Origin of the sequence: Streptomyces javensis, assembly GCF_039525925.1 — a bacterium.
Taxonomy (GTDB): Bacteria; Actinomycetota; Actinomycetes; order Streptomycetales; family Streptomycetaceae; genus Streptomyces; species Streptomyces asiaticus.
In genome coordinates this window covers 1-23,299 of sequence record NZ_BAAAIF010000016.1, presented here as the reverse complement: position 1 = coordinate 23,299, position 23,299 = coordinate 1, and the positions used below count along the sequence as shown (strand labels likewise).

13 protein-coding genes and 1 pseudogene are annotated in these 23,299 nt (G+C 73.8%); all 14 read left to right on the top strand.

Annotated features, from left to right (window positions below; genetic code table 11):
• Window positions 1-16: 16 nt before the first annotated feature.
• Complete coding sequence (gene eccD / locus ABD329_RS16815; RefSeq protein WP_344316561.1) at window positions 17-1,384, top strand: type VII secretion integral membrane protein EccD; 1,368 nt, start codon at window positions 17-19, stop codon at window positions 1,382-1,384.
• A 71-nt stretch (window positions 1,385-1,455) separates the two neighbouring features.
• Complete coding sequence (locus ABD329_RS16810) at window positions 1,456-2,832, top strand: type VII secretion protein (protein WP_344316559.1); 1,377 nt, start codon at window positions 1,456-1,458, stop codon at window positions 2,830-2,832.
• Window positions 2,829-6,848: a type VII secretion protein EccCa gene (gene eccCa / locus ABD329_RS16805; protein ID WP_344316558.1), complete on the top strand. Its 4,020-nt coding sequence runs from the start codon at window positions 2,829-2,831 to the stop codon at window positions 6,846-6,848. The genes ABD329_RS16810 and eccCa overlap by 4 nt, the downstream gene beginning before the upstream one ends.
• Window positions 6,845-8,260, top strand: a complete 1,416-nt coding sequence (locus ABD329_RS16800) for a DUF6177 family protein (protein ID WP_344316557.1) — start codon at window positions 6,845-6,847, stop codon at window positions 8,258-8,260. The genes eccCa and ABD329_RS16800 overlap by 4 nt, the downstream gene beginning before the upstream one ends.
• Before the next feature lie 176 nt (window positions 8,261-8,436).
• Window positions 8,437-9,618, top strand: a complete 1,182-nt coding sequence (locus ABD329_RS16795; protein WP_198277810.1) for an ROK family transcriptional regulator — start codon at window positions 8,437-8,439, stop codon at window positions 9,616-9,618.
• 388 nt (window positions 9,619-10,006) lie between these two features.
• On the top strand, window positions 10,007-11,536 hold the full coding sequence (locus tag ABD329_RS16790; RefSeq protein ID WP_198277811.1) for a sugar ABC transporter ATP-binding protein: 1,530 nt from the start codon (window positions 10,007-10,009) through the stop codon (window positions 11,534-11,536).
• A gap of 125 nt (window positions 11,537-11,661) precedes the next feature.
• Window positions 11,662-12,609 carry an ABC transporter permease gene (locus tag ABD329_RS16785; protein ID WP_214664988.1) on the top strand — a complete coding sequence of 316 codons (948 nt, stop codon included), beginning with the start codon at window positions 11,662-11,664 and terminating at the stop codon, window positions 12,607-12,609.
• A complete protein-coding gene (locus ABD329_RS16780; RefSeq protein ID WP_198277813.1) occupies window positions 12,606-13,664 on the top strand; it encodes a substrate-binding domain-containing protein in 1,059 nt (352 codons plus the stop codon). The genes ABD329_RS16785 and ABD329_RS16780 overlap by 4 nt, the downstream gene beginning before the upstream one ends.
• 60 nt (window positions 13,665-13,724) lie before the next feature.
• Entirely contained in the window at window positions 13,725-14,915 is a 1,191-nt protein-coding gene (locus ABD329_RS16775) for a Gfo/Idh/MocA family protein (RefSeq protein WP_198277814.1), read from the top strand.
• Between the two features lie 13 nt (window positions 14,916-14,928).
• Window positions 14,929-15,936 (top strand): sugar phosphate isomerase/epimerase family protein, encoded by a 1,008-nt coding sequence (locus ABD329_RS16770; RefSeq protein ID WP_198277815.1) that lies wholly within the window; start codon window positions 14,929-14,931, stop codon window positions 15,934-15,936.
• Window positions 15,937-16,205: 269 nt separating this feature from the next.
• The gene (locus tag ABD329_RS16765) at window positions 16,206-18,659 is read left to right on the top strand and encodes a PQQ-dependent sugar dehydrogenase (protein WP_198277816.1); all 2,454 of its coding nucleotides are present in this window, start codon (window positions 16,206-16,208) and stop codon (window positions 18,657-18,659) included.
• Window positions 18,660-18,737: 78 nt separating this feature from the next.
• On the top strand, window positions 18,738-20,168 hold the full coding sequence (locus tag ABD329_RS16760) for a ThuA domain-containing protein (RefSeq protein ID WP_198277817.1): 1,431 nt from the start codon (window positions 18,738-18,740) through the stop codon (window positions 20,166-20,168).
• 434 nt (window positions 20,169-20,602) lie between these two features.
• Window positions 20,603-21,745: an inositol-3-phosphate synthase gene (locus ABD329_RS16755; RefSeq protein ID WP_198282330.1), complete on the top strand. Its 1,143-nt coding sequence runs from the start codon at window positions 20,603-20,605 to the stop codon at window positions 21,743-21,745.
• Window positions 21,746-21,807: 62 nt separating this feature from the next.
• Window positions 21,808-22,719: pseudogene (locus ABD329_RS16750) on the top strand (UbiA family prenyltransferase); the annotation flags it as partial.
• Window positions 22,720-23,299: the final 580 nt, after the last annotated feature.

Genomic DNA, 23,299 nt, shown 5'->3' with positions numbered 1-23,299 from the left:
CGGGGGAGGGGGACTCGTGGAGGCGGCGAAGCGGGCGCGGCGCGCCGAGTTGAGCCGGGTCACGCTGGTCGGGGAGCGGCGGCGGGTGGACATCGTGCTGCCCGCCGACGAACCGGTCGGCCGGCTGCTGCCGGATGTGTTGCGGCTGGTCGACGACCAGGTGGCGGACCGGCCGACGCTGCGGCATCTGGTCACCGCCGAGGGGGTCGTCCTGCCGCAGGACGCCACGCTCACGTCCGCGGCGGTCCCGGACGGCGCGGTGCTGCGGCTGGTGCGGGAGCGGGACGTTCCCGCGGCGCCGGTGGTGCACGACGTCACCGACGAGGTGGCCGAGGACCTGGACCTCCGGGCATGGCGGTGGTCGGCGGCGGCGCGGCAGTGGACCGCGAGTACGGCCACCCTCGCGCTGGCACTGGCCGTCGGGCTGCTGGCGCGACGCGGCCTCCCCGACTCCGGCGTGGCCACCGTCCTGGCCGTGGCGGCGGCGGCCACGGCGCTGGCCGGGGCCGTGGCCGCCCGGCTGCGCAACCGGGACCCCGGCGCCACCCTCATGCTCACCGGCGGCGCCCTCGGTGCGCTCGCCGCCTGGACGGCCGCGGACGCCCACGGCTGGGGCGGCGCGGCGCGGCTCGCCGGCGTGGCGGGGGCCGTCGCGGTGACGCTGCTGCTGCTCGGGGCCTCGGCCACGGTCGGGCGGGGCGCGTACATCGGCGCCGGGGCCGTCGTGGTCACCGGCGGGCTGTGGGAGGTCGTCGCCGCGTTGCAGGACGGGGCCCACACCGATGCCCAGCAGGCCCGGTCGGGCGCGGTGCTCGCCGTGGTGTCCGTGGTGGCGCTCGGCCTTCTGCCGCGCCTCGCGCTGACCGCCGCCGGGCTCACCGGTCTTGACGACCGGCGCTCGGGCGGGGCGTCGGTCAGCCGGCACGAGGTGGCGACCGCGCTCGCCGCCACCCACCGCGGGCTGGTATTCGCCACGCTCGTCACCGCGGTGTCCGCCACCGCCGCCGGGCTGCTCGCCGTAGGCGACGCCTCCCCATGGACGGTGCCGCTCACCGCGGTGCTCGCGGTCGTCCTGCTGTCCCGGTCGCGGGCGTACCCGCTGGCGGCCGAGGTGGTGGCGCTGCTCGCCGCGGCCCTGGTGCTGGTGGTGCGTCTGGTGGCGCTCTGGCTCGACACCACAGACGGCCGACCGTACGGGCCGCTGGCCGCGCTCGCCGTCGCCGCGCTGCTCCCGCTGGGCGTGCTGACCGTACGGCCGCCCGAGCATGTCCGCGTCCGGCTCCGGCGGATCGTGGACCTGGTCGAGGCGGTCGGCGTCATCGTGCTGTTCCCGCTGGTGGTCGGGGAGTTCGGGGTGTACGGGCGATTGCTGGACGCGTTCTAGCGCCGGATCCCGGCCGTTGTCGTTGTTGTTGTTGCCGACCGTTGTCCGTATCCGAGCCGAGGGGAGGCGCCATGGGCGCAGGGGATTGGCAGAGCGATGTGCTCCACCAGTTGCGGAACACGCCTGCCTCCAAGAGCCCCGGGCCCTCCAGGGCCGCCGAGGCCGCGGATGTCGGCAAGAGCGGTCATGAGGCGCCGGAGGCTGCCGGGGGTCCGCATGGCCCCAAGGCCCGGGATGCCGCTGATGTCTGGGAGGCAGCCAAGGCTGACGCGCCCAAGGCTTCGGAGGGTGGCTCCGACTCCAAGGGCTCGGAAGGCTACAAGGCTCTGCGCGCTCTGATGGCTTCGAGCGCTCCCGGGGCTGGGGAGGCTCCCGGCGGTTCGGGAGCCACCGAGGCCGACCCCGCCCCCGCCCCGCGGCGGGTGAACGGGGCGGCGGGCCCGGATGACCCCGAACCCGCCTCGTCCCCCGCCCCCGCCGACCGGCGTCCCGAGGCTCGCCCCCAACACCTGCCCGCGCCCACACCCGTGCCGCCCGTCGACCCTCGGCTCGCCCTCGCCCAGGGCAGGCTCCGCAGCGGCGACCCGGTTACCCGCCGCGCCGGGCGCACCCTGCGGCGGCTGGTCGCCGCGTCCGCCTCGCGTGAGGTGGAGGAGGCCACCGAGGTCGCCCGGTCGGTACAGCAACCGGTCACCACCGGGCGGCAGATCGCGGTGAGCAGCATGCGCGGCGGCGCGGGCAAGACGACGGTCGCCGCGCTGCTTAACCTCACCTTCGCGCACTACCGCCAGGACCCGGTCCTCGTCGTGGAGGCCGACCCGGCGCTGGGCAGCCTGCCCATCCGGCTCGGCGCCGAGTCGGTCCGCTGGACGTGTGCGGACGTGGCCCGAATCGTGACTCCCTCGATGCAGTTCGCAGAGGTCACCGGCTATCTGGTCCAGCTGCCCGAGGGCGGCTGGCTGCTGCCCGGAAGCCAGGGCCGCATCGGCACTCCGCTGGACATCCGGGCCTACCGCACCGTGACCATGGCGCTGCGCCGCTACTTCGGTGTCACCGTCGTCGACTGCGAGACGCTTCCGGGTGAGCTGGCGCGTACGGCCCTGGACACCGTGCAGGCCAGGGTGCTGGTGGCGCCCGCCACCCTGGAGGGCGTGGCGAGCACCCGCACCGTGCTGGACTGGATGGCGGCGGTGCCGCGGCCCATGCTGCCCGGCACGGTGGTCGCCCTCACCCAGTCCTCGCCCGACACCGCGCTCGACCTGGACGCGGCCCGCGCCCACCTCGCCGAGAGCGGGGTCGAGGTGATGGCCATCCCGTACGACCGCCATCTGGCCGCGGGCGGCGCCATCCGCACCGGGCTGCTCGCGCACAGCACCCGGCTGGCCGCGGGCCGCCTGGCCGCCGCGCTCCTGGACCGCGCCGTGCGCGACAGAGGAGGACGGCGATGACATCCCACCTGGTGCACCGGCCCGCCCGCACCACCCGCCCGCTGCCCGAGCCCGAGCCACGCACCATCGAGGCCCCGCCCAACCTGCCCGAGGGCAAGGCGGCCGGGGCCGCCATGTCGCTGCTGCCGATCGCCGGGGTGATGAGTTCGGTCGTCATGATGACCGTGCTGCGCAGCGGCCAGTTCGCGGCGATCGGCGCCCTCGTCCTCGTGGTCACCGTCGTCGGCGCCCTGGTGCTGCTGTTCTCCCAGCGCGGCCGCGCGCAGCGCACCCGCCGGCGGCAGCGCGAGCGGTATCTGGAGTATCTGGAGGAGCTGCGTGAGGAGCTCGGCGCCGAGGAGCGGGCCTGGCGCGCCACCGCGCGGGTGCTCGACCCGCCGCCGCAGGCCCTGTACGACGTGGTGCGCGACCCGGCCCGGCTGTGGGGGCGGCGCCGCACCGACCCGGACTTCCTGCGGGTGCGGATCGGCACCGGCGAGATGCCGCTGCGGCCGCTGACCGTGGCCCGGCAGTCGGGCAGCGTGCTCACCCCGCCCGACCCGTTCATGCTCAACGAGGCGGGCGCCCTGGTCGGGCGCTACGCACTGGTCACCGATCTGCCGCTGACCGTGCCGCTGGACCGCGTGGGCAATGTCAGTGTGGTGGGGGAGCGGGACGCGGTGCTGAGGGTGGTGCGGGCGCTGCTCGTCCAGACCGCCGCCGCTCACGCCCCCGACGACGTGGCGCTGGCGCTCGCGGCCCCCGGCGACCGGGTCGAGCGGGACTGGGCCTGGCTCAAGTGGCTGCCGCACCTGCTGGACACCGAGGAGCGCGACGGACCGGTCGCGGCCCGCCGGATCGCCCCCGACCTGCCCCAGCTCGCCCGGCTCATCGGCCGCGACCTCCGGCAGCGCGCCGCCTACGCGGCCGAGGTACGGCGCGGCCTTTCCGGGGCCGACGCGCTCGGGCTCAGCAGCCGACTGCTCGTCATCAGCGATGACCACGGCGAGGAGGCGCGGGAGCTGCCGCGCCCCGATGAGGCCGTGGCCCACCGCGAGATGGGCGTCACCGTGCTCCACCTGGTCGCCGAGCGAGTGCAGGAGCCGGGTGAGGTGGCGATCCGCGTCACCGTCGGCGAGGACGAGGTGGTTGTGGAGGACCTGCGCGGCGGGCAGCCGACGGGCGCCCACGGCACCGTGGACGACGTCACCGCCGCCGGGGCCGAGGGCCTGGTCCGGATGCTGGCCCCGCTGCGGCTGTCGACCGAATCCCTCGTGGACGCCCCGCTGTCCGGCCCCGTCGACTTCGCCGAGCTGCTGGGCGTCGACGACCCCGGCGCCCTGGACCTGGCCCGTGCCTGGGCGCCCCGCGGCGAGCGCTCCTTCCTGCGGGTGCCCATCGGCGTCAACGACGCCCACGAGCCGGTGCTGCTCGACCTGAAGGAGTCCGCCGAACTGGGCATGGGCCCGCACGGCCTGTGCGTCGGCGCCACCGGCTCCGGCAAGAGCGAGCTGCTGCGCACCCTCGTCCTCGCCCTGGTGGCCGGCCATCCGCCGCAGGACCTGGCGCTGGTGCTGGTCGACTACAAGGGCGGCGCGACCTTCGCCCCGTTCGACGGGCTGCCGCACGTGGCGGGCGTCATCACCAACCTGGAGAACCAGGCCGGGCTCGTCGAGCGGGTGCACACCAGCCTCGCGGGCGAGGTCAAGCGCCGTCAGCAGGTGCTCAAGGACGCGGGCAACGTCGCCGACATCTCGAGTTACGCGGCGGTGCGCGAAACGACGAGACCCGACCTGGAGCCGCTGCCGCATCTCTTCGTCGTCATCGACGAGTTCGGTGAACTCATCACCGCCAAGCCCGACTTCATCGATCTGTTCCTGTCCATCGGCCGCATCGGCCGCAGCATCGGCGTCCATCTGCTGCTGTCCAGCCAGCGCATCGAGGGCGGCAAGCTCAAGGGCCTGGACACCTATCTCTCCTACCGGCTGGGCCTGCGCACCTTCTCCGCCGACGAGAGCCGCACTGTCCTGGACACCACCGACGCCTTCCACCTGCCGCCGCTGCCCGGCTTCGGCTACCTCAAGGTCGACACCACGGCGTACGAGCGGTTCAAGGCCGGGTACGTCTCCGGCCCGTACCGGGGCCCGGCTCTGCGCACCGTGGAGGACGCCGGGCCCGCCATCCACCCCTATCCGGCGTACAACACGCTTGCCGGGCCGGAGGAGTCCGCGCCCGTCGAGGACGACGCGCCCGGCGCGGGCAAGCGCACCCGGGACCCCGGGCCGACCGTGATGTCCGTGATGGTCGGCCGGATCAGGAACGCCGCCGACCCGGTGCGCCGCATCTGGCTGCCACCGCTGCCCGCGGCGCTCCCGCTGGACGGTGCGGCGGGGCCGGTGGAGGTCGACGCGGCCCGCGGCATGCAGTTCGCCCGGCGCCCGGGGACGATGCGGGTGCCGCTGGGTCTGCTGGACGACCCGGGACGGCAGTGGCAGGGGCAGTGGACCGTCGACCTCACCCTCGCCGGCGGCCACGCCGCCGTGATCGGCGGCCCGCAGTCCGGCAAGACCACGCTGCTGCGCGCCCTCGCGCTCTCCCTCGCCCTCACCCACACCCCGCGTGAGGTCGGGATCTACGGTCTCGACCTGGTCGGCGGCGGCCTCCAGGCGCTCGCCGCGCTGCCGCACGTCGGTGGCGTCGCCGGGCGGTCCGACCGGGAGCGGGCCACCCGCACGGTCGAGGAGGTGCGCGGCATGCTGGATGCCCGCGAGGAGCTCTTCCGCGAGCACGGCATCGACTCGGTGGAGCGGCTGCGTGCCCTGCGCGCCGCCGGATCCCTGCCCGAGTTGGCGTCCACCGACATCGTGCTCCTCATCGACGGGTTCGGGGCGCTGCGCGACGACTTCGAGGCCCTGGACGACGCCGTGGGCGACCTGCTCAAGCGCGGCGGCGGGTACGGCATCCATGTGGTGGCCGCGATGCTGCGCTGGAACGACGTGCGCATCGGCCACCAGTCCACCTTCGGCACCCATATCGAGCTGCGGCTGAACGACGCGGGTGACAGCAGCGTCGACCGCAGGCTCGCCGAGACCCTCACCCCCGACGACGCCGGGCGCGCCCTGACCGACCGCAAGCTGTTCGCGCAGACCGCCCTCCCGCGTCTGGACGGCAGCGCCTCCACCGCCGACCTGGGCGCGGCCGTCGAACAGGCCGCCCGGTCCATCGGCGCGGCCTGGCCGGGCGAGACGGCGCAGCGGGTCCGGGTGCTGCCCGCGCGGCTGCCCGCCCGGTCGCTGCCGTCGGCCACGGCCCAGCCGCGCCGGGTGCCGATCGGGGTGGACCAGACCGCGCTCGCGCCGGTGCTGCTCGACCTGTTCGACCGCGACCAGCACCTGCTGATCCTCGGGGACAACGAGTGCGGCAAGACCAATCTGCTGCGGTTGATCGCCGACGGCCTGGCAGCGCGGTACTCCGACGAGGAGCTGGTCTTCGGGATCATGGATCCGCGGCGCGGGCTGCGCGAGGTGGTGCCCGAGGCGTACCAGGGCGGCTATGCGTACAACGCCCGGATCTGCGAGGGGCTCGCCGCGGGCATCGCGGGCGAGCTGGCCAAGCGCATGCCCGACGAGACCACCGGCACCCCGCCGCCCGCCGCGGGCCCGGCGTACGACGGGCCCCGCATCGTCATCCTCGTCGACGACTACGACATCCTCACCACCGCGGGCCAGCAGCCGCTCCAGCCCTTCCTGCCGTATGTGCCGCACGCACCCGACATCGGGCTGCACTTTGTCGTCGCCCGGCGGGTGGCGGGCAGCGCCCGGGCCCTGTACGAGCCGTTCCTGATGACCTTGCGAGAGAGCGGCACATCGGCCCTGGTGATGGCGGGCGACCGGATGGAGGGCCAGCTGTTCCCGGGCGTGTACGCGTCCGCACAGCCGCCCGGGCGCGGTCTGCTGGTCCGGCGTGGTGAGCCCGACCGCCTGATCCAGACGGGATGGGTGGAGCAGGAGCGGCACCCGGAGGAGGACGGCCGATGACCCAGGACGTGATCGCGCTCACCGAGCGGATGCCCGACATCTGGAGCCTCGTCGCCGGGCTGTTCGCCGGGGGCCCCGACCTCGACGTGCGCTCGGCCGGCGAGGGCGCGGTGCTCCAGATGTGCGACGAGGCGGGCCGCCCGCTGGTGTCCGTGGAGGCGCCGCTGCTGGTGCGGGTCGCGGGCGAGGCGGCGCGGCTGCTGGGCCCCGAGGCCGGGGACACCGGCGTGCCCGTGTGGTGGACCGAGGCCAGGGCCGCCACCGGAGTGGAGCGCGCCGAGCTGCTGGCGGCGTCCTTCGCGCGGCGCCTCGCCCGGCTGTGCGGCGGCTCGGTCTGGCCGTCGGACGCGGCGGCGGACGCCGAGGCCGCACGGCCCGGCGCCGGTTCCGCGGCCGCCGCCCCGGCCGCGGCCCAGCCCGCCGTCGACGTGCTCACCGAGCGCACGGCGGTGGTGCTCCAGGACAGACCCGTGGTGGCCATGACGGCCTGGCTCTCGGACGCGATACGGGCCGCGGCCGCGAGCGACCGCGCCGTCCAGATCGTGACCCCCGCGACCTCCCGGCTCAGCCTGCCCACGCGCCTGTCGCTCACCGGACCGCCGTCCCGCTGGGTGGTGCGCGACGACGAGGGCGGCGGCTATTACGACGGGCTGTCCGGCGCCCTGCTGCGCTGGCACGACGGGGGGTTCACCCCGGTCGAGGCGGAACCGGAGCGCACTCCGGTGGCCCGGGCCTTCCTCGAGGGTGCCGAGGACACGGGGGAGCGCCAACTCGCCCTGTCCTTCCGCACCGTGCAGCCGGCCGAGGAGCGGCTCGTCCTGGGTGGGCCCCTCGAGGCGGCCTGGACCGCCGTCACCGGTGGTCCACCCGAGGGCTGGAGCACCGCCGAGCCCGTCAATCTGCCCTGGTCGGGCGAGGCCCTGACCGCCCTCGCCCGCGACCGCGCCCCGGCGAGCACCTGGGTGGTAGCGGTGGGCCGTGCCGACCGGCCCGCGATCGCCACGCTGCGCGTGGAGCGGACCGCCCGGGGCGTCGAACAGGACGTGACGCTGGCCTTCGGCTACGGCCCCGACGAGAAGCCGCCGCTGGACGTCCTGCCCGACCTCGCGGCCACGCTGGTGACCGAGCACGGGCTCCAGTCGCTGCTGGCCCAGCTGCGGGTCGCCCGCCGCGACTTGAGCCTGCCCGCCCGCTTCGAACCGCCCGCCGTCCCGGTCGGTTTCGCGCTCGGGGCCGACGAGACGCGGGAAGTCGGCCTCACCTTCGCCCGGCGCACACCGCTGCCCGCCCGGCCCGTGCCGCTGGGGCCCGCGGCTCGTCCGGGCTTCTACTATCCGCTCGGCGACGGGAGTTCACCCTCGAGCTGGGCGCTGTTCGAGCAGCTCATGCGGCATCTGAGGCAGCCAGGCTGAGGCGTCGCCGGGCACCCGAGGGGCACTCGTGCGCGCATTACTTTGTCCTGAGACAGGAGAAAGTCGAAGCCAATTGCGGCGCAAGTTCTTCCCACTCCCGACAACCGCTGCTACGTTCCCCGTGAAAGCCCGGCCACATGGATGCCGATGACGGCGGGAGGGGCAGCGTGAGGCGCATGACGGCACGACCGGCGAACGCGCATCAGGCGCGATTGCTTCGCCTGCTGCGCGACGGCGGCCCCAACTCCCGTGCTCAGCTGGGCGATGAGATCGACCTGTCGCGTTCCAAGCTGGCCGTGGAGATCGACCGGCTGCTGGAGACCGGACTGGTGGTCGCGGACGGGCTGGCGGCCTCGCGGGGCGGCCGGCGTTCGCACAACATCCGGCTCGCGCCCGGGCTGCGGCTGCTCGGCGTGGACATCGGCGCCACCTCAGTGGACGTCGCCGTGACCAATGCCGAACTGGAGATTCTCGGCCACCTCAACCAGCCCATGGATGTGCGCGAGGGGCCCGTCGCGGTCTTCGAGCAGGTGCTGGACATGGCCGCGAAGCTCCGGGCGTCCGGGGTGGCCGAGGGGTTCGACGGGGCGGGCATCGGAGTGCCAGGACCGGTGCGGTTCCCCGAGGGCGTGCCCGTGGCGCCGCCGATCATGCCGGGGTGGGACGGCTTCCCCGTACGGGAGGCGCTCAGCCAGGAGCTCGGCTGCCCGGTCATGGTCGACAACGATGTGAACCTCATGGCGATGGGCGAGCAGCACGCTGGAGTCGCCCGTTCCGTCAAGGACTTCCTCTGCGTGAAGATCGGCACCGGTATCGGCTGCGGGATCGTCGTCGGCGGTGAGGTCTACCGCGGTACGACGGGCAGCGCGGGCGACATCGGCCACATCCAGGCCGAACCCGACGGCCGCCCCTGCGCCTGCGGCAACCACGGCTGCCTGGAGGCGTACTTCGGCGGCGCGGCGCTGGCCCGTGACGCCGAGGCGGCCGCCCGCGACGGCCGGTCCGCCGAACTCGCCGCCCGGCTGGAGGAAGTGGGCAGCCTCGCCGCCACCGACGTCGCCGCGGCGGCCTCGGCGGGCGACGCGACCGCGCTCGACCTCATCAGGGACGGCGGCACCCGTACGGGCCAGGTCATCGCCGGGCTCGTCAGCTTCTTCAACCCCGGTCTGGTGGTCATCGGCGGCGGTGTCACCGGGCTCGGCCATACACTGCTCGCCGCCATACGGACCCAGGTCTACCGCCAGTCCCTGCCCCTGGCCACCGGCAACCTCCCCATCGTGCTGGGCGAACTCGGCCCGGCCGCCGGGGTCACCGGCGCCGCCCGCCTGATCAGCGACCACCTCTTCTCACCGGCATGACCGCCTGATGGCCACCACCGCATGACCGTCTGACCCCGTCCGGTCCCGGCCGGACCGCACCTCGGCACAGCGCAGCAGCAGCACGGCATCCGCACCGCACCGCATCGCACCGCCCCTCGGCGTACGCCATGCCGAGGCACGAGCCGCACCACCGAGCCGTACACCACCCGGCACCAGATCACACCGGGCGGCGCCGCTACCCCGTCGCGCCCCGCCACGGCACCACCCCATCACGGCACCACCACATCACCGTCCCGCCGCGCACCCGCACGCCCAGCGCCCCGCACGCCCAAGCGCCCGCACACCCAGCGACCCGCACCGCATCGAGCGACCGCACCGCATACGAGCGACCGCACCGCATCGAGCGACCCCGCCGAGGAGGCCCGCCATGGCACCGGCACCACCCGACCCGCGCCCACTCCTCACCATGTCCGCGATCACCAAGTCCTTCCCCGGCGTACGGGCCCTGGACGGCGTCGACCTCGATGTCGAAGCGGGCGAGGTGCACTGTCTGCTCGGCCAGAACGGCGCGGGCAAGTCCACCCTCATCAAGGTGATCGCCGGGGCGCATCAGCCCGACAGCGGCGAGATCCTCTGGCGCGGCGAACCGGTCACCCTCAAATCGCCCATCGCCGCCATGCGCCTCGGCATCGCCACCATCTACCAGGAACTCGACCTGGTGGAGGGGCTGTCCGTGGCCGAGAACGTCTTCCTCGGCCATGAGATGGCCACCGGCGGCTTCGTCCGCTCCCGCGCGGCCCGCACCGCCACCGCCGCCCTCCTCACCCGGCTCGGGCACCCCGAGATCGACCCGGGGCGGCTGGTGGGGGACCTGTCCGCGGCCGGGCAGCAGATCGTCTCGATGGCCCGCGCGCTCTCCCACGACGTCCAGTTGATCGTGATGGACGAGCCGTCCGCGGCCCTCGACCCCGACGAGGTCGACAACCTCTTCCGCATCGTCGGCGATCTCACCGCCGCCGGGGTCGCCGTCGTGTACATCTCGCACCGGCTGGAGGAGATCCGCCGGATCGGCGACCGCGTCACCGTGCTCAAGGACGGCCGCGCCGCGGCCCGCGGGCTGCCCGCGCGCACCACCCCGACCCGCGAGGTCGTGGCGCTGATGACGGGCCGGGACGTGGAGTACGCGTTCCCGCGCCGCACCACGGCGCCGCCCGTCGCCACCGCCACGCCCGTACTGCGCCTGGAGAACCTGGGCCGGGCGGGGGAGTTCGAGCCGATCGACCTCGAGGTGGCGCCCGGCGAGATCGTCGGACTGGCCGGACTCGTGGGCTCCGGGCGGTCGGAGATCCTGGAGACCGTCTACGGCGCCCGCCGCCCCACCTCGGGCCGGGTCGTGGTGGACGGCCGCCCGCTGCGGCCCGGCAGCGTGACCGCCGCGGTGCGCGCCGGGCTCGGTCTCGCCCCCGAGGAGCGCAAGGCGCAGGCGCTGCTGATGCTGGAGTCCGTCACCCGCAATGTCTCGGTCTCCTCGCTGACCCGCTTCTCCCGCGCCGGATGGGTGGACCGCGGCGCGGAGCGGGCGGCGGCCCGCGGCTGCGTCCGCGATCTGTCGCTGCACCCCGACGACCCGGAGCGGCCGGTGCGCACCCTGTCCGGCGGCAATCAGCAGAAGGCCGTACTGGCCCGCTGGCTGCTGCGCGGCTGCCGGGTGCTGCTGCTGGACGAGCCGACGCGCGGGGTGGACGTCGGCGCCCGCGCCGAGCTGTACGCCGTGATCCGCCGACTCGCCGACGACGGCATGGCCGTCCTACTCGTCTCCAGCGAACTGCCCGAAGTCCTGGGCCTCGCCGACCGGGTGCTGGTGCTCCGCGAGGGCCGCGTCGTCCATACGGCGTCCGCGCGGGAGCTGGACGAGCACCGCGTCCTCGACCTCGTCATGGAAGGGAGCCCGTCGTGAATTCACCCGGGAGCAGGCCGGCGTCCCCGCCTCCGGCCGACCCCGCCCCGGTACCGGGCGCGGGCGCCACGCTGACGGCCGGTCCGGTCGGCAAACCGCCGGCCGGCCGTACCGACACCGATCCGCTGAGCAGGCTGCGGCGCCTGGCCGACCTGCGCAACCTCTCCCTCGTCGGGGTGCTGGCGGTGCTGATCGCCGTCGGCGGCTTCACCAAGCCCGATGAGTTCCTCAGCACCGACAACCTCCAGCTCGTGCTCACCCAGGCGTCCGTCATCGGCGTCGTCACCGTCGGCGTGACCTTCGTCATCACCAGCGGCGGCATCGATCTGTCGGTCGGCGCGATCGTCGCGCTGGCCTCGGTGTGGGCCACCACGCTCGCCACCCAGGACTACGGGCTCGGCGGCATCCTGCTGTGCGCGGTCCTGGTGGGGCTCGGCTGCGGACTGGTCAACGGGGTGCTCATCGCGTACGGCGGGATGGTCCCGTTCATCGCCACCCTCGCGATGCTCGCCTCCGCCCGCGGCCTCGCCCTCCAGATCAGCGACGGCAAGACCCAGGTCGTCACCGTCGATCAGGTTCTGGACCTCGGGCTCCCGGACGCCTACGTCCTCGGCATACCGCCGCTGGTGATGATCTTCGCCGCCGTCACCGTGGTGGGCTGGCTGGTGCTCAACCGCACCACCTTCGGCCGGCGCACGGTCGCCATCGGCGGCAACGCGGAGGCGGCCCGGCTCGCGGGCATCGACGTCAAACGGCAGCGGCTGCTGCTGTATCTGCTCTCCGGGCTGTGCTGCGGTGTCGCCGCCTTCATGCTGGTCGTCCTCACCGGCTCGGGCCAGAACACCAACGGCAACCTCTACGAACTCGACGCCATCGCCGCCGCGATCATCGGTGGCACGCTGCTCAGCGGCGGCCGCGGCACCATCACCGGCTCCGTCCTCGGCGTCCTCGTCTTCACCACCATCACCAATCTGTTCGCCCTGAACAACCTTCAGAGCGATGTCCAGCAGATCGCCAAGGGCGCGATCATCGTCGCCGCCGTCCTGGTACAGAAGGGTCGTTCGACGCCATGAGGTATGCCAAGAGCTCCTCCTCCGCCACCAGTCGCAGAAACCTCCTCCTGGGCACCGCCGCGGCGGGCGCGCTGTTCGCCGCCGGGTGCACCAGCAACGAGAACAACGACGACGGCGACAACGCCAAGCAGGCCGCGAACACGGCCAATGACAAGCCCGGTAAGGCGGTCACCATCGGCTTCGCCGGGCCCCAGGCCGACCACGGCTGGCTCAACGCCATCAACGAGCAGGCCAAGCGGCGCGCCAAGGAGTACAAGGATGTCACCCTGGAGGCCACCGAGGGCTCCAACGACACCGCCCAGCAGATCGGCCAGATCGAGACCCTCATCAACAAGAAGGTCGACGTCCTGGTCATCCTGCCCGCCGACGGTAAGGCGCTCACCCAGGTCGGGCTCAAGGCCATGCGGGCGGGCATCCCGGTGGTCAACCTCGACCGGGTCTTCGCCTCGCCGCAGGCGTACCGCTGCTGGATCGGCGGCGACAACTACGGCATGGGCCTCAACGCCGGGCGCTATATCGGCGAGCAGCTCAAGGGCAAGAAGAACGCCAAGGTCATCGAGTTGGCGGGGATCGACAACCTGGAGCTGACCCGGCAGCGCACCGAGGGCTTCAACGACGCCCTGAAGAACTACCCCAACATCAAGAAGGTCGGCCGCCAGGCCGCGGAGTTCACGGTCGAGTCGGGCCAGGCGAAGATGGCCCAGCTGCTCCAGGCCCACTCCGACTTCGACGCCCTGTGGAACCACGACGACGACCAGGGTGTCGGCGCCGAGCGCGCCATCAAGCAGGCCGGGCGCGATGACTTCCTCATGGTCGGCGGCGCGGGCGCCAAGCACGCCATGGACGCCATCAAGGCCGACAACAGCGTGCTGAAGGCCACCGTGCTCTACCCGCCCACCATGGCCGCCTCCGCCATCGACCTCGCCCGCGCACTCGGCCAGGGCAAGGGCGTCGGCGGCCTCGCGGAGCTGGAGATCCCGGCTTCTCTCACCCTCTACTCCGCCGTCGTCACCAAGGACAACGTGGACGAATACCTCCCCACGGGATTCAGCTGAGCCCGATTCAGGGCCAGACCCCCCACCTCGCGTCGGTTTGCGATCGTCAGAAGGAGTCCCATGGAAAATCCTGAAGCGAAGACACTCGGCGTCGGCATGGTCGGCTACGCCTTCATGGGCGCCGCCCACTCCCAGGGCTGGCGCACCGTCGGCCGTGTCTTCGACCTCCCCGCCCGCCCCGCGATGTCCGCCGTCTGCGGGCGCGACGCGGACGCCGTACGGGCCGCCGCGGACCGGCACGGCTGGGCCGTCGCCGAAACCGACTGGCGGGCGCTGATCGCCCGGGACGATGTGCAGGTGGTCGACGTCTGCACCCCCGGCGACAGCCATGCCGAGATCGCCATCGCGGCCCTGGAGGCGGGCAAGCACGTGCTGTGCGAGAAGCCGCTCGCCAACTCCGTGGCCGAGGCGGAGGCCATGGTGGAGGCGGCGCGGCGGGCGCGGGAGCGCGGCCAGGTGGCGATGGTGGGCTTCAACTACCGCCGCGCACCCGCGATCGCGTACGCCCGCCGAATGGTGGCGGACGGGCGGATCGGCGTGCTGCGCCACGTCCGGGTCACCTATCTCCAGGACTGGATCGTCGACCCGGAGTTCCCCCTGGTGTGGCGGCTGCGGCGGGAGTACGCGGGCTCCGGCGCCCTGGGCGACCTGGGGTCGCACATCGTCGACCTGGCGCAGCACCTGGCCGGGGAGCGGCTGATCGGCGTCTCGGCGCTCACCGAGACGTTCATCCGGGAGCGGCCGCTGCCCGCCGGCGCGGTGGCCGGACTCGGCGGCTCGGGGGCGGGCGGGGCGGCCCGCGGACCGGTGACGGTCGATGACGCGGCGCTGTTCACGGGGCGGTTCGGCTCCGGGGCGGTGGCGTCGTTCGAGGCCAGCCGGTTCGCCGCGGGCCGTAAGAATTCGCTCAGGATCGAGCTCAACGGCGATCGCGGTTCGCTCGCCTTCGATCTGGAACGCCTCAATGAGCTGTCCTTCCACGACCACACCGAGCCCGCCGTGGACTCCGGCTTCCGCCGGATCCTGGTGACCGAGCCCGAGCACCCCTACCTCGACGGGTGGTGGCCCCCGGGCCACGCCCTCGGCTACGAGCACACCTTCGTCCACCAGGCGCGGGACATGGTGCTCGCGATCGCCGACGGAACCGGCCCCGAGCCGTCCTTCGAGGACGGGCTTCAGGTGCAGCGGGTGCTGGCCGCCGTGGAGGAGAGCGCGGAGAAGAACTGCGTCTACACCCCCGTACCCGTCTGAGGAGGAGGCCGGAATGCCCAGACCCTTCACGCTCTTCACCGGCCAGTGGGCCGACCTTCCCCTGGAGGAGGTCTGCCGGCTGGCCCGGGACTTCGGCTATGACGGACTGGAACTCGCCTGCTGGGGCGACCACTTCGAGGTGGACCGGGCGCTCGGCGAGTCCGGCTATCTGGACGGGCGGCGCGAGCTGCTGGAGAAGTACGGCCTCAAGTGCTGGGCCATCTCCAACCACCTGGTCGGCCAGGCCGTGTGCGACTCGCCCATCGACGAGCGCCACAAGGCCATCCTGCCCGCCCGGATCTGGGGCGACGGCGAGGCGGAGGGCGTACGGCGGCGGGCCGCCGCCGAGATGGCCGACACGGCGCGCGCCGCGGCCGCCTTCGGGGTCCGCACCGTCATCGGCTTCACCGGCTCCTCCATCTGGCATCTGGTGGCGATGTTCCCGCCGGTGGTGCCGGGGATGATCGAGCGTGGCTACGAGGACTTCGCCGAGCGCTGGAACCCGGTCCTCGACGTCTTCGACGCCGAAGGCGTGCGCTTCGCCCATGAGGTGCACCCCAGTGAGATCGCCTACGACTACTGGACCACCCACCAGGCGCTGGAGGCCGTCGGCCACCGCCCCGCCTTCGGGCTGAACTTCGACCCCAGCCACTTCGTCTGGCAGGACCTGGACCCGGTCGGCTTCCTGTGGGACTTCCGGGACCGGATCTACCACGTGGACTGCAAGGAGGCCCGGAAGCGGCTGGACGGCCGCAACGGCCGCCTCGGCTCCCATCTGCCCTGGGGCGACCCCCGTCGCGGCTGGGACTTCGTCTCCGCGGGCCATGGCGATGTGCCGTGGGAGGACGTGTTCCGGATGCTGCGCTCGATCGGCTACGACGGTCCGGTGTCGGTCGAGTGGGAGGACGCCGGGATGGACCGGCTCATCGGCGCCCCGGAGGCGCTGGCCCGGCTGAAGCACTTCGACTTCGACCCGCCGACGGCGTCGTTCGACGCGGCCTTCGGCGGCGGGGACAGGTAGCGACGAGGACCCGTCCGTCCAAGGGCCCCTGGGTGGGGGACCGCACCGCGCCCCCACCCAGCTTTGTCCTGCCCGTGGATGAAGCGGTATCTGTTTTGCGTCAAAGGGGTTTCCGGACCGGACAAACCCCGCTACGGTCCTTGAGATGTACCGGCCACATAGGGGCCCCTCGCCCCGGACCGGTCATCCCGGCGCGACGGCGCGCGCCTGTGCCAGTCACGGCGGCCTGACGGCTCGCCCGTACCCCCCTCTTTCCACGGAGGATCAGCGTGCACAGGAAAAGGCTTCGACTGCGCGGACCCCTCGCGCTCGTCACGAGCGCACTGCTCGTCGGCGCGGGGCTCGCGTTCACCGCTCCCCAGGCGGGCGCGGACCAAGCGGACCAACCCGCCCCGGCAGCCGAGCAGTTCCAGCAGGTCACCCTCGCCAAGGGCGTGGAGGAGACCGGTGAGCCCATGACGCTCGCCGTGCTTCCCGACCGCTCCGTGCTGCACACCTCGCGCGACGGCACCCTGTGGCTGACCGATGCCACGGGCGAGACCAAGGTGTCCGGCAAGCTGCCCGTCTACTCGCACGACGAGGAAGGGCTCCAGGGCGTCGGCATCGACCCCGGCTTCGCCGACAACCGCGCCATCTACCTCTACTACGCGCCCCCGCTCGACACCCCGGCCGGTGACGCCCCCACCCAGGGCACGGCCGCCGACTTCGCCAAGTTCGACGGCGTCAACCGCCTCTCCCGGTTCACCCTCAACGCCGACGGCACCCTGAACACCGGCAGCGAGAAGAAGGTCCTGGACGTCCCCGCGTCCCGCGGTATCTGCTGCCACGTCGGCGGGGACATCGACTTCGACGCCGACGGCAACCTGTACCTGTCCACCGGCGACGACACCAACCCGTTCGAGTCCGACGGCTTCACCCCCATCGACGAGCGGGACAACCGCAACCCCGCCTTCGACGCCCGGCGCTCCGCGGGCAACTCCAACGACCTGCGCGGCAAGGTCCTCCGCATCAAGGTGGCCGACGACGGCTCGTACACCGTCCCCGAAGGCAACCTCTTCGCGCCCGGCACCGAGAAGACCCGGCCCGAGATCTACGCGATGGGCTTCCGCAACCCGTTCCGGATCAGCGTGGACAAGCCGACCGGCACGGTCTACGTCGGTGACTACGGACCGGACGCCGGTGCCGCCAACCCCGAGCGCGGACCGGGCGGCGCCGTCGAGTTCGCCCGGGTGACCAAGGCCGGCAACTACGGCTGGCCCTACTGCATCGCCGACAACAAGCCGTACCGCGACTACGACTTCGCCACCGGCACCTCAGGCCCGGCCTTCGACTGCGCCGCGCCCAAGAACACCTCGCGGTACAACACCGGGCTCACCGATCTGCCGCCCGCCCAGCCCGCCTGGATCCCGTACGACAACGACTCCGTGCCCGAGTTCGGCTCCGGCTCCGAGTCCCCGATGGCCGGGCCGGTCTACCGCTACGACGCCTCGCTCGACTCCCCGGTGAAGTTCCCCGAGTCCTACGACGGGAACTTCTTCGCGGGGGAGTTCGGCCGCCAGTGGATCAAGCGGATCGAGCAGGGCGCCGACGGGGCCGTGCAGAAGATCAACGACTTCCCGTGGTCCGGCACCCAGGTCATGGACTCGGCCTTCGGCCCGGACGGCGCGCTGTACGTACTCGACTACGGCCTCGGCTACTTCAACGGCGACGAGCACTCCGCGCTCTACCGGATCGAGAACGCCACGGACGGCCACTCGCCCATCGCCGAGGCAAGCGCCGACCGCACCTCCGGCAAGGCGCCCATGAAGGTCGCCTTCTCCTCGGCGGGCACCTCGGACGCCGACGGCGACACCCTCGCCTACAGCTGGGACTTCGGGGACGGCACGACCTCCGCCGCCGCCAACCCCACCCATACGTACAAGAAGAACGGCACCTTCACCGCGACCCTCACCGTCAAGGACCCCACCGGCCGCACCGCCAGCGCCAATGTGCACCTCACGGTGGGCAACACCGCGCCCAAGGTGACGCTGCAACTGCCCGCCGACGGCCAGCTGTTCAGCTTCGGGGACGAGGTCCCGTTCAAGGTCAGGGTGACCGACCCCGAGGACGGCACCGTCGACTGCGCCAAGGTCAAGGTCACCTACATCCTCGGCCATGACAGCCACGGCCACCCCGTCACCACGGCGAACGGCTGCTCCGGCACCATCAAGACCAACGCGGACGGGGAGCACGACCCCAACGCCAACATCTTCGGGGTCTTCGACGCCGAGTACACCGACGGCGGCGGGGGCGGCCAGCCGCCGCTGACCGTCCACGACCAGTCCATCGTCCAGCCCAAGCACCGGCAGGCCGAGCACTACGGGAAGAGCCAGGGCGTCTCGGTGATCTCCCACACCCCGGCCAACGGCGGCAAGACGGTCGGCAACATCGAGAACGGGGACTGGATCTCCTTCACCCCGTATGTGCTGGGCAACGCCAAGGACTTCACCGCACGGGTCTCCTCGGCGGGCGCCGGCGGCACGCTGGAGATCCGCAGCGGCTCCTCGACCGGACGGCTGCTCGGCACCGTCACCGTGCCGGTGACCGGCGACTGGGAGACCTTCCAGGACGTCAAGACGACGCTGAGGAAGCCCCCGACCGGCACCACCGCGCTGACCCTCGTCTTCAAGGGCGGTGCGGGAGCGCTCTTCGACGTGGACGACTTCACGATCGGCACCGGCTGACGAGTTGACGCCCGGGGCCCGGGGCGGCGGCCGCTCGCGGCCGCCGCCCCCGGCCCGGGAGGAAGGAGCACGACGGATATGCACCCGCACACCTCTCCGCACCCCAGACCCGGCTCCCGACCCGCCTCCGGAACCCGCTCCCGGCGTGCGGCGCGGCTCGCCGCCGCCGGGGCCACGCTGCTGCTCGCCCTGACGGCCCTGCCCGCCGCCGCGTCCGGGGCCGCCGCGTCCGGCGCCGCCGACGACGACCGGGTCCTGGTCTTCTCCAAGACGGCCGGCTTCCGCCATGACTCGATCCCCGACGGCATCGCCGCCATCAAGGAGCTCGGCGCGCGGAGCGGCTTCGCCGTCGACGCCACCGAGGACGGCGCCGCGTTCACCCCCGGCAACCTCGCCCGCTACGACGCCGTCGTCTTCCTCTCCACGACCGGCGACGTCCTCGACACCGCCCAGCAGTCCGCGTTCGAGCGCTATGTGCGGGCGGGCGGCGGCTACGTCGGCGTCCACGCGGCCGCCGACACCGAGTACGACTGGCCCTTCTACGAGGGCCTGGCCGGGGCGTACTTCCAGTCCCACCCCGCGATCCAGCGGGCCACCGTGAACGTGGAGGACCGGGGCAACCCCGCGACCGCGCACCTGGCGCCGACGTGGGAGCGGACGGATGAGTGGTACAACTACCGCACCAACCCGAGGGAGCGGGTGCGGGTCCTCGCCACCCTCGACGAATCCTCGTACCAGGGCGGCGCGATGGGCGAGGACCACCCCATCTCGTGGTGCCAGGAGTACCGGGGCGGCCGCGCCTTCTACACCGGCTTCGGCCACACCAAGGAGTCCTACGCCGACCCCGCCTTCCGGCAGCACCTGCTCGGCGGCATCCGCTACGCCACCGGCGCCGTGCAGGCCGACTGCCGCCCCGAGCAGGGCTACCGCCCCCTCTTCGACGGCACCTCGACGGACGGCTGGAAGCAGGCGGGCCCCGGGAGCTTCACCCTCGACACCGCCTCCGGGACCCTCACCTCGACGGGCGGCATGGGGATGCTCTGGTACGACGCGCGCGAACTGCGCTCGTACTCGCTCAAGCTGGACTGGAAGATGGCGGGCGACGACAACTCCGGCGTCTTCGTCGGCTTCCCGGCCTCCGACGACCCCTGGTCGGCGGTCAACAACGGCTACGAGGTGCAGATCGACGCCACGGACACCCCCGATCACACCACCGGCTCGGTCTACGGCTTCCAGTCAGCGGACCTCGCCAAGCGGGACGCGGCGCTGAACCCGCCGGGGGAGTGGAACACGTACGAGATCCGGGTCCAGGGCGAGCGGCTACGGATCTGGCTCAACGGCGTGAAGATCAACGACTTCACCAACCGGGACCCGGCGCGCAGCCTGCTCCAGGGCTACGTCGGCATCCAGAACCACGGGGAGGGGGACGAGGTCTCCTTCCGCGACATCCGCGTCAAGGACCTGCCGGCGAAGGGCGGCGGCCACCACCAGCGCCACCACGACGGCTAGGCCCCCCGGTCCGCCGTCCCGACGGCCCGAGGGGAGCCGTGGGGACGGCGTGGCGGCGGGCAGGAGTACGCCGCCTCCTCCCGCCGCCACCCCCACCACCCGTCCAGCGCCGGAACCCTGACGGCCCCGGGTCACCCACCCGGCGGCTCCGGCCGCCCCGCCCCGGTCCCGACTCCCGGGCGCGGGGCGGCCTCGGCCACGCCCGCCCGACCACACCACCCTCGCGCCACGTCCGCCCGACCATTCCACCCCCGCGCCACGTCCGAACCGTCGCCACCACCCCCGCGCCACGACCGGCCGACCACACCAGCCCCGCGCCACGTCCGCCCGACCATTCCACCCCCCGCGCCACGACCGAACCGGTGCCACCGACGCGGATCCGCGCCACCCCGAACCACCTGCGCAACCCACGCCCAGCCCCCGGGAGGCAGCCAGTGACCACCCGTCCCGACGACATCACCCCACTCCGCGACGCACCCCGTACCGGGGTCTGGCTCATCGGCGCTCGCGGTTCCGTCGCCACTACCGCCGTGGCGGGCTGCGCCGCCGTCGCCGGGGGGCTTCAGCCGGCGACCGGAATGGTCACCGAGACCGCGGCGTTCGCGGACAGCGGCCTGCCCGCGCTCGCCGACCTCGTCTTCGGCGGCCATGACACCGCCGCCACCCCGCTGCCCAAGCGGGCCGAGGCACTGGCCGCCGACGGGGTGCTGCCGCACGGGCTGCCCGCCGCCGTACGCGGCGAACTCGCCACCGCCGACGCGGCCGTCCGCCCGGGCGGACCACAGCCCGGCGACGGCCGGGGCGAGGAGGAGCTGATCGCGGCGTTCGCTGCCGACCTCACCGAGTTCGTCCGTACGCACGACCTCGCCCGCGCCGTCGTCGTCAACGTCGCCTCCACCGAGGCGGCCCCGGAGGACGCCGGGACCCTGCCGCCCAGCTCGCTCTACGCCGCCGCCGCGCTGCGCGCCGGATGCCCGTACGTCAACTTCACGCCCTCCACCGGGCTCCACCACCCCCGCCTGCGCGAACCGGCCGAGCGCTCCGGGCTGCCGTACGCGGGGCGCGACGGCAAGACCGGGCAGACGCTGCTGCGGTCCGTTCTCGCGCCGATGTTCGCCCAGCGGGCGCTGGCCGTGCGGAGCTGGTCCGGTACGAACCTCCTCGGCGGCGGCGACGGCGCCGCGCTCGCCGACCCGGGCGCCGCGGCGGCCAAGAACGCGGGTAAGGCGCGGGTACTCTCCGACACCCTCGGCGAACTCCCCGACGGCGAGCTGCACATCGACAACGTGCCCGCGCTCGGCGACTGGAAGACCGCCTGGGACCACGTCTCCTTCGAGGGCTTCCTCGGCTCCCGGATGGTCCTCCAGACCATCTGGCAGGGCTGCGACTCGGCCCTCGCCGCACCGCTCGTCCTCGATCTGGCCCGGCTGACCGCCCGCGCCCATGAGGTCGGCCTCACCGGGCCGCTCCCCGAACTCGGCTTCTACTTCAAGGACCCGGACGGCGGCCCGGCCGCACTCGCCGAGCAGCACGCGGCGCTCGTCGGCTTCGCCGGGCGGCTGCGGGGCCGGTCGTGACGGCCGAGGCGGGGGCACGGGGGCCCTTCGGGACGTGGGGCGACTGGGCCGAACTCCTCAGGGTGTCCGCCCTGTTCACCGTGCCGGGTGACGCCCTGGCGGGCGCGGCCGCGGCCCGGTGCGGCCCCAACCGGGGCACGGCGCTCGCGGTCTGCGCGTCGCTGTGCCTGTACGAGGCGGGCATGGCGCTCAACGACTGGGCCGACCGGGACATCGACGCCGTGGAACGCCCCGGCCGCCCGCTGCCGTCGGGCCGTATCGCCCCGGCCGCGGCACTGACCGCCGCGACCGGGCTGACCGCCGCCGGGCTGCTCTGCGCCGCCGCCGCGGGTCCCCCGGCCCTCGCCACGGCGACGGCCCTGGCGGGCACGGTGTGGGCGTACGACCTGGGGCTGAAGAACACCCCCGCGGGCCCGTCCGCCATGGCCGCCGCCCGCGCACTGGACCTCCTCCTCGGCGCCACGGCCTCCGCCCACTCCGCCCCCGTCCGCTCCCCGCGCTCTGCCCCTGCCGTCCCGCGCTCCGCCCTGCGCCCGGCCGCTCTCCTGGGCGCCCACACCCTCGCGGTGACCACGGTCTCCCGGCGGGAGGCGGTCGGCGGCTCCTCGGCGGCCCCGCTCGGCGCCCTCGCGGCGGGCACGGCGATCGCCTGGGCCGCGACCAGAGGCCTGGCCCCCGCCGCAGGTCACGCCTCCGAGGCAGGCCACCGGGCACCGGTGGTTGCCGCCCACGAGGCCGGGGCCACCAAGCCAGGCCGACGCGGCACCCGGGCGGGTGACCCGGCAGCGGGAGGCGCCGCCGCTGCCCTTGCCAGGGGGCTCTCCCGCGCGGGGCTGCGCCGCGGTGGTCCGGCAGGTGGCCCGGCGGCCGGGGGCGCGACTGCGCTCCTCGCCGGGGGGTTGTCTCACGGGGGGCTGCGGCGCGGCGCTTCGGCGGGTGGCCCTGCCACCGGTGGTGCCATCGCTGCCCTCGCCAGGGGGCTCTCCCGCGCGGGGCTACGCCGCCCCGGCAGTCCGGCAGGTGGCCCGGCGGCCGGGGGCGCGACTGTGCCCCTCGCCGGGGGGTTCTCTCACGGGGGGCTGCGGCGCGGCGCTTCGGCGGGTGGCTCTGCCACCGGTGGTGCCATCGCTGCCCTCGCCAGGGAGCTCTCCCGCGCGGGGCTACGCCGCGGTGGTCCGGCTCGGCGACCCGCCGGGGCCCTGACCGCCCCTTCGGGCCAGGGCAACCGGCTTGGTTGGCGGTGGGCCCCTCGCCGTGCCCTCGCACAGACGGGCCGAGCCCCTGCCGTGGGTGCGGCGCTGGGTGGTGGGGCTGCCTCGGGGCGTGGTCCGGTTGTCGGCGGCGCCGTTGGCCGGGGTCCGGCCAACGGGTGGAGCCCGACCGCGGCGGCCAGCGCCCGGCCGTCCGCCTCGGCCAGGACCGCCGTGCCCGGCCCGGCGGCCGCCGTCCAGGGCACCGCGGCTGCCGTCCAGGGCACCGCGGCCGCCATTGCCCACGAGCTCGCGCGGGGCAAGGGCGTACGGGCAGGGCGCGGCAGTCCGGCGGGGCGGCTCG